Source organism: Kribbella sp. DT2 (assembly GCF_049844575.1).
Classification (GTDB): domain Bacteria; phylum Actinomycetota; class Actinomycetes; order Propionibacteriales; family Kribbellaceae; genus Kribbella.
On sequence record NZ_JBNCLH010000010.1, the window covers coordinates 69990 to 83760 of the forward strand.

The 13771-nt window shown below is 70.9% G+C and carries 15 protein-coding genes; 3 read left to right on the forward strand and 12 right to left on the reverse strand.

Annotated elements, in window-relative coordinates:
• The first annotated feature begins 26 nt into the window (after nt 1-26).
• Nucleotides 27-1130: an LOG family protein gene (locus tag ACLQ2O_RS34405; protein ID WP_425840326.1), complete on the forward strand. Its 1104-nt coding sequence runs from the start codon at nt 27-29 to the stop codon at nt 1128-1130.
• On the opposite strand, the gene pdxY is transcribed toward ACLQ2O_RS34405, so the two are convergent.
• Genes pdxY through ACLQ2O_RS34425 form a run of 4 tightly spaced genes read right to left on the reverse strand, consistent with a single transcriptional unit; the run spans nt 1115 to nt 4942 of the window.
• Nucleotides 1115-1966 carry a pyridoxal kinase PdxY gene (gene pdxY / locus ACLQ2O_RS34410; RefSeq protein ID WP_425840329.1) on the reverse strand — a complete coding sequence of 284 codons (852 nt, stop codon included), beginning with the start codon at nt 1964-1966 and terminating at the stop codon, nt 1115-1117. The genes ACLQ2O_RS34405 and pdxY overlap by 16 nt on opposite strands.
• Before the next feature lie 12 nt (nt 1967-1978).
• A complete protein-coding gene (locus ACLQ2O_RS34415; RefSeq protein WP_425840331.1) occupies nt 1979-2293 on the reverse strand; it encodes a DUF4387 domain-containing protein in 315 nt (104 codons plus the stop codon).
• The gene (locus ACLQ2O_RS34420) at nt 2286-3656 is read right to left on the reverse strand and encodes an acyclic terpene utilization AtuA family protein (RefSeq protein WP_425840333.1); all 1371 of its coding nucleotides are present in this window, start codon (nt 3654-3656) and stop codon (nt 2286-2288) included. Before ACLQ2O_RS34420 ends, ACLQ2O_RS34415 begins: the two co-directional genes overlap by 8 nt.
• 11 nt (nt 3657-3667) lie before the next feature.
• Nucleotides 3668-4942, reverse strand: a complete 1275-nt coding sequence (locus ACLQ2O_RS34425; RefSeq protein WP_425840336.1) for an MFS transporter — start codon at nt 4940-4942, stop codon at nt 3668-3670.
• Nucleotides 4943-5036: 94 nt separating this feature from the next.
• On the opposite strand from ACLQ2O_RS34425, the gene ACLQ2O_RS34430 reads away from it, so the two are divergent.
• Together ACLQ2O_RS34430 and ACLQ2O_RS34435 are read left to right on the forward strand one after the other, a co-directional pair.
• On the forward strand, nt 5037-5738 hold the full coding sequence (locus ACLQ2O_RS34430; RefSeq protein ID WP_425840339.1) for a GntR family transcriptional regulator: 702 nt from the start codon (nt 5037-5039) through the stop codon (nt 5736-5738).
• Between the two features lie 48 nt (nt 5739-5786).
• Nucleotides 5787-6485 (forward strand): alpha/beta fold hydrolase, encoded by a 699-nt coding sequence (locus ACLQ2O_RS34435; RefSeq protein WP_425840342.1) that lies wholly within the window; start codon nt 5787-5789, stop codon nt 6483-6485.
• An 18-nt stretch (nt 6486-6503) separates the two neighbouring features.
• On the opposite strand, the gene rlmN is transcribed toward ACLQ2O_RS34435, so the two are convergent.
• The 8 genes from rlmN to ACLQ2O_RS34475 are packed head-to-tail and all read right to left on the reverse strand — an operon-like array spanning nt 6504 to nt 13736.
• Nucleotides 6504-7622 (reverse strand): 23S rRNA (adenine(2503)-C(2))-methyltransferase RlmN, encoded by a 1119-nt coding sequence (gene rlmN, locus ACLQ2O_RS34440; protein ID WP_425840345.1) that lies wholly within the window; start codon nt 7620-7622, stop codon nt 6504-6506.
• A gap of 50 nt (nt 7623-7672) precedes the next feature.
• A complete protein-coding gene (locus ACLQ2O_RS34445; RefSeq protein WP_425840348.1) occupies nt 7673-8278 on the reverse strand; it encodes a hypothetical protein in 606 nt (201 codons plus the stop codon).
• Complete coding sequence (locus ACLQ2O_RS34450) at nt 8275-9339, reverse strand: hypothetical protein (protein ID WP_425840351.1); 1065 nt, start codon at nt 9337-9339, stop codon at nt 8275-8277. Before ACLQ2O_RS34450 ends, ACLQ2O_RS34445 begins: the two co-directional genes overlap by 4 nt.
• A gap of 12 nt (nt 9340-9351) precedes the next feature.
• A complete protein-coding gene (locus ACLQ2O_RS34455; RefSeq protein ID WP_425840354.1) occupies nt 9352-9747 on the reverse strand; it encodes a FixH family protein in 396 nt (131 codons plus the stop codon).
• Nucleotides 9744-11165 (reverse strand): hypothetical protein, encoded by a 1422-nt coding sequence (locus tag ACLQ2O_RS34460; protein WP_425840356.1) that lies wholly within the window; start codon nt 11163-11165, stop codon nt 9744-9746. The genes ACLQ2O_RS34455 and ACLQ2O_RS34460 overlap by 4 nt, the downstream gene beginning before the upstream one ends.
• A gap of 36 nt (nt 11166-11201) precedes the next feature.
• Nucleotides 11202-11885, reverse strand: coding sequence for a response regulator (locus ACLQ2O_RS34465; protein ID WP_425840359.1), 684 nt, complete (start codon nt 11883-11885; stop codon nt 11202-11204).
• Nucleotides 11882-13033, reverse strand: a complete 1152-nt coding sequence (locus ACLQ2O_RS34470; RefSeq protein ID WP_425840362.1) for a sensor histidine kinase — start codon at nt 13031-13033, stop codon at nt 11882-11884. The genes ACLQ2O_RS34465 and ACLQ2O_RS34470 overlap by 4 nt, the downstream gene beginning before the upstream one ends.
• A gap of 49 nt (nt 13034-13082) precedes the next feature.
• A complete protein-coding gene (locus ACLQ2O_RS34475) occupies nt 13083-13736 on the reverse strand; it encodes a C39 family peptidase (RefSeq protein WP_425840365.1) in 654 nt (217 codons plus the stop codon).
• Nucleotides 13737-13771: the final 35 nt, after the last annotated feature.

Sequence of the window (13771 nt, forward strand, 5' to 3'; positions counted from 1 at the left end):
GACCGACAGTGCCCTAGGGTGCTGCGGTGACGCAGCCGAGCATCCCGCACGTGGACATCGAATCCCTCGCCCACTTCGACGAGGTCCTGGCCGCGGGAGCGACCTCGATGAACGGCTGGCGGGTCCAGTCCGTCGACCTGTCCGCCCGTACGGCGGCGCTGCTGCGCCTGACGCCGATGGGCTCGCTGTTCCTCGGCTGCGCGCTCGAGGAGCCGGCCGCCACCTGGATCCGCGACGGCGGCGGGTTGCTCTTCCCGGCCATCCCGAAGCTGCCGTTCGACCCGTACCGCGGCACCCTGTACGACGCCGACCAGCTGTACGCCGGCCTCGACGCCGGCTACGCGGCGACCCCCGACGCCCAGATCTACGCCTGGTCACGGCAGCACGACGAGAAGGGTGACACCAGCCGAACCCTCGCGGCAGCGCTGCACGACCACTCGATCGCCGACGCGTTGCACGAGCTGCCCGACGGCCGACCCTGGATCGGGGTGATGGGCGGCCACGGGATCAAGCGCGGCGACCCGACGTACCGGTCGGCCGTCGAGCTCGGGCGGGTGCTCACGCTGGCCGGTCTGACCGTTGCCACCGGCGGCGGCCCGGGCGCGATGGAGGCGGCGAACCTGGGCGCCCTGCTCGCGTCGTACGACGTTGCCGCGGTCGACGCGGCGCTGGAGACGCTGGCCGCCGTACCGTCGTTCCGCCCGTCGATCGCCGCCTGGGCAGCGGCCGGTCTGGAGGTCCGGCAGTCGTACCCGGGCGACGGCGGTGTCTCGATCCCGACCTGGTTCTACGGCCACGAGCCGCCGAACGTGTTCGCGTCGTCGATCGCGAAGTACTTCTCCAACGCCCAGCGCGAGGACGTCCTGCTCAGCCGGGCCCGCGGCGGCATCATCTACCTGCCCGGCGCGGCCGGCACCGTCCAGGAGATCTTCCAGGCCGTCACGCCCAACTACTACGGCGACCCGGCGACCCAGATCCCGATGGTCCTGGTCGGCGTCGACCACTGGACGTCCCGGCTGCCGGTCTGGCCGCTGCTGCAGTCCCTGGCCGCCGGCCGCCCGATGGAGTCGTCCGTGCACCTGGTCGACTCCATCGAGGACGCCGCCAAGCTGGTTCAGACCACGCGCTGAGGCTTGAACTGCATCCGCGGGTTCGCGTAGGCCTCCTGCGACTCGACGAGCTGCAGCTCGCGCTCGCCCGACTCGTGGGTGCGCGTGAGCAGGTCGAACACGCTCGACGTCGTCCGCGCGAGCGCCTCGGCGAGATCGCCCGTACGCCGGTAGTGCGCCGTGAACAGCGCGGCCGTCACATCGCCCGAGCCGTTGGCCTTCATCGGGATGTACGGCGTCCGCACGATCCACGCGCCGCTGTCGTCGACGGCGAGCATCTCGATCGTGCCGTCCTCGCGGTCCGGGCGCTCGACACTGGTGACGAGCACCGTCCGCGGCCCGGTCGCGCGCACCAGCTCCACCGAGGCCAGCGTCGACTCGAGCGTGTCCGGCTCGGTGCCGGTCAGGAACCCCAGCTCGAACTGGTTGGGCGTGATGATGTCGGCCGCCGGCACCACCCGGTCCCGCAGCAGCACCGGGATCGCCGGCGCGACGAAGCACCCGGACTTCGCGTTCCCCATCACCGGGTCGCACGAGTACACCGCTGACGGGTTGGCCGCCTTGACCCGCTCCACGGTCTCGAGGATCACGTCGGCGATCCCCTCGCCGCCCTGGTACCCCGAGAGCACCACGTCGATCTGCGGCAGCACCCCACGGTCCTCGATCCCGAGCAGCACCTCGCGCACGTCGTCCGGGCTGATCATCGGTCCCCGCCACGCGCCGTACCCGGTGTGGTTGGAGAAGTTCACCGTGTACACCGGCAGCACCTCCACCCCGATGCGCTGAAGCGGGAACACGGCCGCGGAGTTACCCACGTGCCCGAAGGCGACGGCGGACTGGATCGAGAGGATCTTCACCGCTCGATCATGTCACTGCGGCAGCTCCAGGAGGGCGAGGGGGACGTGGTGCTGGCCGGCGTGGATGTCGCGGTCGTGCAGGCTGCCTTGCGGGACCGGGCGGGGGAACGAGATCTTCACGACCCTCAGCGCGGGGATGCGGAAGATCTGTACGCCGGCCGGCGGTACGCCGTACAGGGTGCAGATCACGTCCTCGTTGAGGAACGTCTCGTCGGCGGTGAGGTGGTAGGTCGCGTCGTCGCGGAGGAAGACCTCGAGGGTGATCCAGAACGGGCCGGCGTTCTTCGAGCGGACCTCGACAGCGCGGTCTTGCAGGGTGTCAGGCATCGGCGGAGGCCTTCCGGAGCTCGGTGCGGAACATCGCGGTCGGGGTCTCGGAGTCGACGACGTGGTTGAGCGCGAACTCGTAGATGGGACCACGCTCGGTCTCGGCGGGTGAGGTCGCGAACGCCAGGCTCGGCAGGTAGTCCATGTCGGGGGTCGGCAGGTGCAGCATCAGCGGGTTGGCGATCTTGGCGACGGCCGTCGCGGAGGCCTGGTCGGCGGCCCGGACCAGCAGCATCACGCCGACCTCCCGGGCGGGCGTGGTCGCCGGATCCAGCGCACCGAGGATCGCGTTGTGACCGTAGAGCCGGATGTCGAGCTGGTAGTCGGTCTCGCCCAGCGTCTGCTGCACGCGATCGATCAGGACCTTCTCGAGCAACGCGGCCCAGGTCTCGATGTTCGCCAGGATGTGCGGGTCGCGGATCGCAGTGAACGACATCGTCTCGTAGCCGGTGAGCCGGGCACCTTCGAGCTTGACCGTGTGCTGCCCGGCGGGCTCGAACACCGAACCCTCGACGCGCACGATCCGGTCGTCGACCGCGGCGTACGTCGCCTGGGTGACGTCGAGGGTGCCGGCGGGCTCGCGCATGCGGAACGGGTTGGCGGTCTCGTACAGCATGTGGGCGGCCACCGACGTCGGCGTACAGGAGACGGCGGGATCGAGTGGTTCGATCGTGAAGCCGGTCCGGTCGATCCGGGCGAAGACGCCACCGGAGCGCGGGTTGGTCGTGCACTGGCCGCCGCACTCGACGATCTTGGCCGCGTGCCAGGTCGGCCCGGCCGGCATGCCCTTCATCAGCGCGAACGCAGCCACCACCGCGGTGTCGGTCGCCCGCCCGGCCAGTACGACGTCAGCTCCCGCGCGCAGAGCCTCCTCGATCGGTTCGTGGCCCATCATCCCGACCACGCGCACGCAGCTGTCGAGGGTCTCCCGGTCGAGCGGGCCGAGCGGGGCCAGCGGGTGGATCGCCTGCTCGGCCAGCCTCTGCCGGAGGTACGCGGGGTCCTGCTCGCTGTAGATCGTGGCGACGGTGAGATCAAGGCTCTCCTCGGCGAGGATGCCTTCGGTGATCCCCGCGATCCACTCGACGCCGCTGTCGGCTCCGCTCGTCCCGCACGACCCGATGACGAGCGGGATGCGTGCCTTCGCCGCCGCGCGCAGCAGCAGCCGGAGGTCGCGGGCGACCGCGGCGGTCGACGTCTTCGGCGTACCGGATCCCAGGTAGTACGGACCCGAGTCCGTCGATCCGCCGTCGACCGCGATGACGTCGGCGCCCAGCGCCAGGCCTCGCTCGACGGTCTCCGGCGCGAACCCCGCGCCGATCATGCCCGCGGGCACGAGCACGCCCACTGTCGTGTCGTTCAACTGATTCTCCTTCAGAGAGCTTTGGCAAGGCCGGCCGGCGACCGGCGGCGCAGCACTTCGATCCGTACGACGGCCACCAGCGCGAGCGCGGCGAACAGGGCGGCGTCGATCGGCATGTAGTCCCAACCGGTGAGGTCGACCAGTCCGCCGACCACCGCCGGACCGACGAACCCGCCGCTCGCCCAGCCGACGGTGTACAGCGCGGTGTAGGTACCGAGCACGCGGGTCGACGGCGCGAGGTTCCACAGCACGACGGCGCCGTTGATCACGAACCCGGCCGCCCCGACCGCGCCCACGGCGAACGCGATCACGGTCGCGGTGGACGTGTGCACGAGCGTTCCGACGGTCAGCGACACGACGAAGACCGTCGCGCCCAGCGCCATCACCCGCAGCCGCCCGATCCGCTCGGACAGCAGCGCCAACGGGTACGCCGCCAGCAGGAACGCGACGCCGCTCGGCAGGGTGAGCCCACCGGCCTGGCCGCGGGACAGCCCGAGGCTCTCGATCCCGTAGTTGGTGATCAGCGACCGCGACGCCGCCCAGGCGGCCCCGAAGAGCAGGATCGCGCCGATCACCAGGAGCCGGACGCGGTCGGTGTCGGTGACGATGTCGCGGACGATGTCCCGCATCCGGGTCGCCGGTACGTCGTACTGGTCGGGCCTGCTGTCCTGCTCGACCGCTTCCCGGTACGCCGGGGAGGTGCTGTCCCTGACGCGCAGAACGAGCACGGCCGCGGAGATCAGCATGATCAGGGCGGGGACCGAGAAGGCCAGCTTGGGGTGCGAGTCGATCAGGAACGTGCTGATCAGCGCCGCGACGATGATGGTCAGGCTGGACGCGATCTTCACCGCGGCGTTGGCCCGGCTGCGGCGCTCCGGCCGGATGAAGTCGGGCAGCAGCGCCTCCCCCAGCGGCTTGAAGCTGTTGGCCACCAGCGCGTACGCGAACATCAGCGCGACCAGCGACGGCAGGGTCGACGCGAGCGGGATCCCGGCGAACAGCAGCGCGGCGACGGGCATGCCGACCGCCAGGTACGGGATCCGCCGGCCCCAGCGGGTGCGGGTGTTGTCGGACCGGTTGCCGATCCAGGGCTGGATGAAGATGCCGAGCAGGTTGTCCATGCCCATCAGCAGGCCGATCAGCGCGGCGCTGCCGACGTGCTCGCGCAGGAGCGGCGGCACCTGCGCGTCGTAGAAGTTCCAGGTCGACTCCTGGGCGAAGACCGCCAGGGCGACGAAGAAGGTGATGTGCCGCCCGGTGTGGGTCGCCGTGCTCGCTGTGGTCATCTGCTCTCCTCCTCTGCGGGCAGGCTAGTTTTGCTATAGCAAAACTGTCAACAGTTGCTTACTGGCTTGCTATCGCTGAGTTACGATGGGTCTCATGGACTCGACGCTGGCGGATCGCACCTATCGCGCGGTGCAGACGGCGATCGCGGGCGGCGAGCTGCGGCCCGGCGAGAAGGTCACCGAGCGCGGGCTGGCCGAGCGGTTCTCCGTGAGCCCGACGCCGATCCGGGAGGCGATCCGGCGGCTGGAGCAGGACGGCCTGATCGAGCGGGCGGGGCCGCGCACGGTGGTCGTGGCGTCGATCGGGGCTGCCGCTGTTGCCGACCTGGCCGAGGTGGAGGTCGCGCTGCGCGGACTGGTCGCACGCTTCGCCGCTCGCCATGCGACTCCGGTCCAGCTCGACCAGCTGGACGCGATCCTGGACGAGGCCGACGACCTGGTGATCGTCATGCGCCAGCGGCATGCTGCGGGACAGCCTGTCGATCGGTACCTCGGGACGCTGCTCGACGCCTTTCAGCGGTTCAACGACGCGGTCAGCGCTTGTGCCGGGAACCCGGTGCTGGTGCGGCTGCTGGAGCAGAGCCGGGTGTTCTCGCGGGACGAACGGCGGACGCGGTTGATCGAGCACGTGATGGCGGACGACAAGTTCGGCCTGGATCGGTACTCGAGCCATCGGGCGCTGGTGCACGCGCTGCGGGCCGGCGATGCGGCCGAGGCGGAGCGGTTGGTGACGAAGGACGCGCGGGGTGGGCTCGACGATCTGCTGCGGGCGCCGGGCGGGTCTGCCGGGTCCTGACGGCCGCCGGCTGCTGGACTGTCGGTGGGCTGCCCTAGGTTCTCGGGCATGGTGAACTTCGTGCTGGTTCCGGGGGCGTGGCTGGGCGCGTGGGCGTGGGACGAGGTCGCCGATCTGCTCGACGCCGACGGCCACGGGGTGTATCCGGTGACCCTGACCGGCCTGGCCGAGCTGCACCGGCCGGACTCGGCGCAGACTCCTCAGGCGCAGCACGTGGCCGACATCCTCGACGTGGCGAGGCCGCTGTCGGACGTGGTGGTGGTCGGCCACAGCTACTCCGGCATCCCCGCCGGGCAGGCTGCGGCCGCTCTGGGCGACCGGTTGCGCCGCCTGGTGTTCCTTGACTCCAACATCCCGATCGGCGGCCAGTCCTTCGCCGACGGCTGGTCGGTCGAGGGACGGGCTTGGCTGGCCGGGCAACTGGCGGAATCAGGCGGCTTCTGGCCGCCCTTGACCGCCGAGGACTACGCCGGGCAGGACCTGACCGCCGACCAGATCGCCACGATCGTCGAGCGTGCCACACCACACCCGGGCCGCGCGATCACGGAGCCGGCGGTGCTCCCCCGGCCGATCACCGAGCTGCCGACGACGTACGTGAAGTGCCTGATGGACGGCCCGACACCGAACGGCCCGGTCCTGCAGCACCTCGAGTCGCCGTCGTGGACCTTGGCCGAGCTCGACACCGGGCACTGGCCGATGATCTCCCGACCGGCCGAGCTGAGCCAGCTGCTGCTCAGCGTGAGCTGAGCCAGTACGCCGTACGGGTCAGCTGTTGGCGGCCGCGAGCTGGCCGCAGGCGCCGTCGATCTCCTGGCCGCGGGTGTCGCGGACCGTCGTCGGGATGCCGCCGGCCTGCAGGCGGCGGACGAACTCGCGCTCGTCGGCCGGGTCGGAGGCGGTCCACTTCGAGCCCGGGGTCGGGTTCAGCGGGATCAGGTTGACGTGCACCCAGCCCCAGTCGCCGCGGGCGGCGAGCTTCTCGGCGAGCAGGTCCGCGCGCCAGGCGTGGTCGTTGATGTCGCGGATCATCGCGTACTCGATCGAGACCCGGCGCTTGGTCTTCTCGGCGTAGGCCCAGGCGGCGTCGAGCACCTCGTCGACCTTCCACCGGTTGTTGATCGGGACCAGCTCGTTGCGCAGCTCGTCGTCCGGCGCGTGCAGCGACAGCGCCAGCGTGACCGGGATGCCCTCGTCGGCGAGCTGGTTGATCCGCGGCACCAGGCCGACGGTCGAGACCGTCACGCCCCGCGCGGAGATCCCGAGACCCTCCGGCGACGGCGCGGTGAAGCGCCGTACGGCACCGATGACGGCCTTGTAGTTGGCCATCGGCTCGCCCATGCCCATGAACACGATGTTGTTGACCCGGCCCGGACCGCCCGCGATCTCGCCGCGGGACAGCGCCCGGGCGCCGTCGACGACCTGCTCGACGATCTCGGCGGTGGTCATGTTCCGCGTCAGGCCGGCCTGGCCGGTGGCGCAGAACGGGCAGGCCATGCCGCAGCCGGCCTGGGACGAGACGCACATCGTGGTCCGGTCGGTGTACCGCATCAGGACCGACTCGACCAGCGAGCCGTCGAGCAGCTTCCACAGCGACTTGCGGGTCTGGCCGTTGTCGCACTCCAGGTCGCGGACCTTGGTGAGCAGCGGCGGCAGCAGGTCGGCGGCCAGCTTGTCGCGGGTCGCGGCCGGCAGGTCGGTCATCTCGGCCGGGTCGGACACCAGGCGGGAGAAGTAGTGGTTGGACAGCTGCTTGGCCCGGAACGCGGGCTCCCCCAGCGCCACCACGGCGGCCTTGCGCTCCTCCCCGCTGAGGTCGGCCAGGTGCCGCGGCGGCTTCTTGGCACGGCGCGGTTCATCGAAAACAAGCGGGAGGGAGGTAGTCATAGCTTCCCCATTGTCGCGCGCGCCGTGACCAGTTCACAAATTCACATCCGTCACGTGCGCGGAATCACAACGCTCCGGCGCCTGCTGCGCGACCACGCGACGCCGACAGTGACGACCAGTACGCCGAGCGGGACAGCCCCGATCGACCAACTGAGCCACAGCGGCGGACCCGGTTGCTCCAGCACCGCCAGGCCGGTGAGCTCTCCGACCGCCTGTCCCTGCGGCCCGTCGACCGCGAAGCGGAACGTCCAGTCGCCTTCGTCCCCCAGCGCCGCGATGTCCAGACCCCAGACGTCGAGCGCGCGCGGATGCCGTACGAGGGGAGTCTCCTCCGAGGCTCCGTCCGGCGAGACCCGGGTCAGCGTGCCCGTCTTGCCGCTGATCCCGTCCGCCGGCCGGAAGGTGAAGTCGAGCGACTGCAGCGCCCGCAGCGGCCAGACGCTGAACCCGATCTTGAGCGTGTACGGGCCCGCCTGCACCTGCTCGGTGTGGACGACGCGCACCGGGCTGACCGCCGCCGCGGGCGCGGCCGACATCGGTACGACGACCGCGAGGGCCAGCGGGATCGCCGCCACTCGGCGCAGCGTCATCGCGCGACCCCGGCGCAGCGTCATCGCGCGACTCCGGCGCATCATCGCGCGATCCCGGCGCATCATCGCGCGATCCCGGTCCGCCGGAGCATGGCACCGAGCTCGTGGCCGATGACGCCGGCAAGAGCACCTGCGACAACACCGACCACCACCGCCGGAAGGACTCGGGTGGGCGGCTCCCCGTCGTACACGATCATGTCCTGGTACGGCGCACAGGCGGCGACCCCGCCTGCGAGCAACGCGCCGATCGCGGGGTACCGCCAGCGGTTGCGCCCGTCGATCCGGAAGACCAACTCGGCCGCCGAGGCGACGAGCACGAGGCCCATCGGCATCAGCGCGGCCATCACCGGGACGCCGAGGATCGAGTCCCGTAGCGGCAGCGAGACCGAATCGGCGTACACCCGCGTGGCCCACGGCGAGACCCACCACAGGATCACCTGGAGCACGCCCAGCGCGGCCGCGGTCAGCACGATCACGCCCGTCCGGGCGACCAGCGCCCGGATCATCAACAGCAGCAGCGCCGCGATCACGCCGGTCCCCACCGCAAGCCAGTTGACCGTGTCGCCGAGGGCCTGCAGCACGACCACGATCAAGCACCAGAACCCGAGCAGGAGGCTCGTCGCGGCGACCAGTCCGACCAGGCCCCAGCGCTGGTCGAGTGCGGCCGAGAAGGTGATGATCGCGCCGATCATCGTGATGGAGATCGACAGCAGCAGCCCGATGTGCGGCGGCGACTCGAGCACGGCGTCGAAGCCGTAGAGCGTGTGCCACCACAGGTCCCACAGGCCGTAGAGCAGGAACGACGCCGCACCGCAGCCCGCGACCAGGTAGCCGATCGGGGCCTGAAAGGTGCCGAGAACACCGATCGGCCGACCGCCTGCGGTGATCGGACGCCCGGCGCGGGCCGCGGCCGTCGCGGCCAGGACGACGGCGAGGCTCGCCGTACCGGCGATCGCGCTGCCGGAGTACAGGAGGAGGTGCGGCAGGGTGAAGAATGTGTCCGGGCCGACGTCGGAGTGCCACTGGGCATCCCAGCTGAGTCCCAGCAGCGAGACAAAACTGCCGATCAGTACGGCGAACGCGGGCCGATGGCCGCTGGTGGCTCGCCCGAGTACAGCGGTGCTCATGGAGATCCTTCTCTACTTGGTGACCTGGACGGGAACGACGATCTCTTCGTGGGTCGCCCCGCGGCGCAACCGCACGGTGATCTCCCACTGGCCCGGCATCGGCAGCTGGACGCCTTCGGCCCGGTAGCGGCCCGGCTCCTCGAGCGTCGCGGTGACCGGCTCGGTCGCGTGCCCCATCTGCGGCATCGACGGGTCGAGGGTGACCTGATCGACGGTGACCGGCTTGCCCGCGCGATCGGCGACCTCGACGGTCCACGGATCGGCGCTCGGTCCGTCCCGGACGATGCGGACGGAGTAGTCCTCCGAGCCGCCGGTCGAGACCTCCTGGTCAGGTCCTCGGGTGACCAGGAAGATCGCTGATCCGGCGACGACCGCGATCACCGCACCGGTCAGCGTGCGTCTGTTCATCGTTGTTCTCCGTTCGCGAGCGGTACGTCGAGGACGAGCGGAACGGTGAGCACCGCGAAGTCCCGTTCGACCTGGATCCAGAGGTGGTAGCGGCCCGGGTACGGGAAGGTGGTCGTGAACCGCACCTCCGGGCCGAACGCCGCGACGGTCTCGTCGGGCGGGTTCGCCGTCACCGGGCCGGGGGCCATCGCGTGGCCGTGCAGCCAGACCGGCACCTGGTCGAACCCCGATCCGGTGACCGGTCCGGCGACGATCAGGTGGCCTTGCATTCCGAGCCAGAGCTGCAAGGCGGCGTCGACGGTCACGGTGATCGTGGTCGCGCTTCCGGCCGCGAGGCGGTCGGTGGTGATGGTGAGCTTGGTGCCGTCGACTGTTCTGGTGCCTGGTGGCTCAGGTGTTTGCGGTGGTTGCGCTGGTCCGGCGACGGTGAAGCCGGTGGGGCGGATCAGCTGCGTGCCGCCGCCTCGGCGGGCCAGCTCCACGGACACGGCGAAGCGGCCGGCGTCGTACGGGGTGAGCTCGACGCGGTACTCCCCCGCGGCGACCCGGATCGGGTGCAGGTGCGACATCTGGCCGGCCGGGCTGATCACCACGAGGTGCATCAGCGCTCCGTGGTGCGGTAGCAGATCGTCGACCGGGCGTCCGGTTGCGCCGTCGGTGAGCAGCAGACGCATCTCGGTACGGCGACCGATGGTTGCTCTGGGCGCCTGGACCTGGATGTTGACCGGTGGTCGCGCCAGGTCGCCGCGTGGCACGGGTGCGTACGGGGCACGCGTGTTCGCGAGAGTCGCGTCGGTCTCGCTGCCGGGGGCCGCCGGCGGTCTGATGGTTGGCGAGAGCAACGCACCGGTCACGGCCACGGCGATCGCCGCGATCATGCCGCCGGTGGCGACCATCGCGACTCCCGCGCGTCGTCCCCGGGTCGCTGCGAACAGCGCACACAGCAGGCAACCACCGGCCGCGACGAACCCGCCGTACGCTACGCGCTCGGCCGGCGGGATCACCTTGGCGGGCAGGGCGAACGGGATCCGCGCGGTGCGTCGGCCGTCGGAGAGCTCGAGCTCCCACGGACCGGGCCGATCCACTCTTAGCGTGGCGCCGTACAGGTCCGGACGCGGGCCGAGCTGGACGTTCGCGTGGGCCGTGGCCTGGCCGGGTGCCGACAAATTATCGGCGGCGTCCCGTGGGACGAGGGCGAGCGTCAGGGTGCCGGGCGGAGTCCCGCGGTGCGTCACGACGTCGACGCGGAGCGGACCGGGAATCGTCTCGACGCGACGGACGATCACGGTCAGCTCGCGGTCACCGAGGGACTGTGCGAAGGACTGGTCCTGGCCGGTCGGGCCACCGTCGGCGGCTGCTGTTCCCAGCGAGGTTGCCTGCAGCAACAACACGCCGGCCAGCAGGAGGAGGATTCTCATCGCCGCCGAATCTAGGGCCGTGCGGCCCTGGAGTCGTCACGGCGACGGGGGATCCGGCATCCCCCGTCCGGGGGATGCCACCCCGTGGCGGTAGGCGTAGACGACGGCGTGCACCCGGTCGCGCAGCCCGAGCTTCGACAGCACCCGGGAGACGTGGGTCTTGACCGTCTCCTCCCCCACGCCGAGCGCGGCGGCGACCTCGGCGTTCGACCGCGCGTCGGCGATCAGCACCAGGACCTCGCGCTCGCGCGGGGTGAGTCGATCGAGTCCCGGCGCGGTCGGCGTGGGGGCGCAGGTTGCGGCGAACCTCGCCACCAGCCGCCGGGTCACCGACGGGTCGATCAGCGCGTCACCCCGGGCCGCGATCCTGATCGCCGCCAGCAACTCCTCCGGCGGCAGGCTCTTCAGCAGGAACCCGCTCGCCCCGGCGTCGAGCGCGCGGTAGACGTACTCGTCGGAGTCGTACGTCGTCAGCACCAGGACCCGCGTCCGGTTGCCGGGCCCGGACAGGATTGCGCGGGTCGCCGCCAGTCCGTCCAGCCGCGGCATCCTGACGTCGATCAGCGCGACGTCCGGCCGCAGCCTGTTGCTCTCGGCAACCGCTTCGTGCCCGTCACCGACCTCGGCGACGCACTCGAGATCGGGCTGGGTGGCCAGTACGGCGCGCACCCCGGAGCGGAACATCCCGTGGTCGTCGGCCAGCAGGACGCTGACCGTCATCCCTGCTCCACCGGAAGGCGTACGCGCAGGTGCCAGCGCGAGCCGTCCGGGCCGTAGCTGACGTCGCCGCCGAAAACCTGAGCCCTGGCACGGATCCCGGCCAGACCACGACCGGCCGTCCACTGCCCGGGCCCAGTCAGACCGTTGCTGACGGCGACCTCGATCTCGCGCGATCCGTAGCTGAGACTCACCACCGCATCATCCCCGCTGCCGTGCCGCAGTGCGTTGGTGAGGGCCTCCTGCACGATCCGGTAGAGCGCGACGTCCAGCGAGGCGGGCAGCTCGCGCTGCGGTCCCTGGACGATCGCCTCGACCTTCAGTCCGGCCGACCGGACCCCGTCGAGCAAGGTGTCGAGGCTCTGCAGGCCCGGCTGGCGGTCGGACTCGTCGTACGGCCTGTGCAGGAGATCCAGCAGGCGGCGCAGGTCGAGCAGGGCGGAGCGGCCGGCGGTCTCCACCGCGGTCACTGCTTGCTGTACGGCGGCTCGCTGGTCCTTGGTGTCGCTACTGAGGTTGAGCCTGGCAGCGCCGGCGTGCACGGCGATGGCGCTCATGTGGTGCGAGAGCCCGTCGTGCAGGTCCCTGGCAATCGCACCCCGGTCGTTGGCGACGGCCTCCTGGATCGCCGCCTCCCGCTCGCGTGTCAGGTGCTCCAGCTCCGTCAGGTGCGTCCGGCGCGTCGTCGTCAGGCGACCGAGCAGCCCGGGCAGCAGGACACCGGCTCCGGTGATCACCAGCACTGCGGGCCAGTCGTCAACCGCCTGGTTGACCAGTCCCCCGGCGGCCAGAGCAGCCAGCGCCGCCACGGCCGCAGGGGTCCGCAGCCACGCCCCGGCCAGGAACGCCGCCACCCACGCGCCCAGGTTGTTCATCTCGGGCTCGGCGACCGCCCGGTCGGGCAGCAGCAAGGGACTGGTGACCAGTGCGACGGCGTGCGCCGCCGCGACCCAGCCCGCCCACCGCGGTGGCAGTGCGAGCGCCAGGTCGACCAGGATCAGCGCTCCCAGCGCGGCGATCGGCTTCCAACCGTCCAGCGCGGGGCTGGGCCGCAGCAGAACGGCCGAGTCCGTCAGCGCGCACAGCACGGCGACCAGCAGGGCCGCTGGACCGAACCGTCCTGGCGGCCACCACCAGGACAGTCGGGTCATCCGTCCACGTCTCCTAGGCCTCGGGCACGTCAGTCCGAGGAGCGTACCGTCAGGCGGCGTAGCCCTTCGGCGGGATCAGAGTGGCGAGCTGGTTGAAGGTGAGCCAGTACGTCGCCGTCGGCGCGAAGCCGGCCGGGTCGGCGATCAGCACGGTCATGTCGGCGGAGTCGTACCCGATCACGGTGAAGTAGTGGTAGATCGTGTAGTTCGGGTAGCCCGGCGGGTGGTTGCCGGCCGGAGCGACGATGTTGGCCACGATCGGGTAGTTGTTGTCGATGTCGAGCACGATGTCGTTCCACAGCAGGTCGCGCTGCGCCTGCGTCGGCGGGTCGTTCGGCATCTCCTTGGTCTCGTACCAGCCGGTGCCGACGCGGTTGTTGAGCACCCGCGTCACCTGACCGATCCAGTCGGTGCCGTTCGTCGTGGTGGGCAGCTCGTTGGCCAGCTGCTGCTGGCTCGGCGGAGTGACCCGCGCCGACAAGGCGATCCGCGTCGCCGCCGGACCGCACCAGTAGCCGGTCTCCTGGTACTGGAAGTCGACCTGCAGCGTCTTGGCGGTCAGCGTCGTCGTGGCACCGCTGGGCACGGCCTTGGTGGCTACCGGCTCCGCTGCTGGCCCGGCTACCGCCGGGCCTGCTGTTGGCATCAGCAACGCGCCGGTCAGCACCAGACCGCTGAGCACGGCTATCGCCTTCTTGCTCATCTCAGCTCCTCACAGTCGCCCCCGATGGCCGGGCG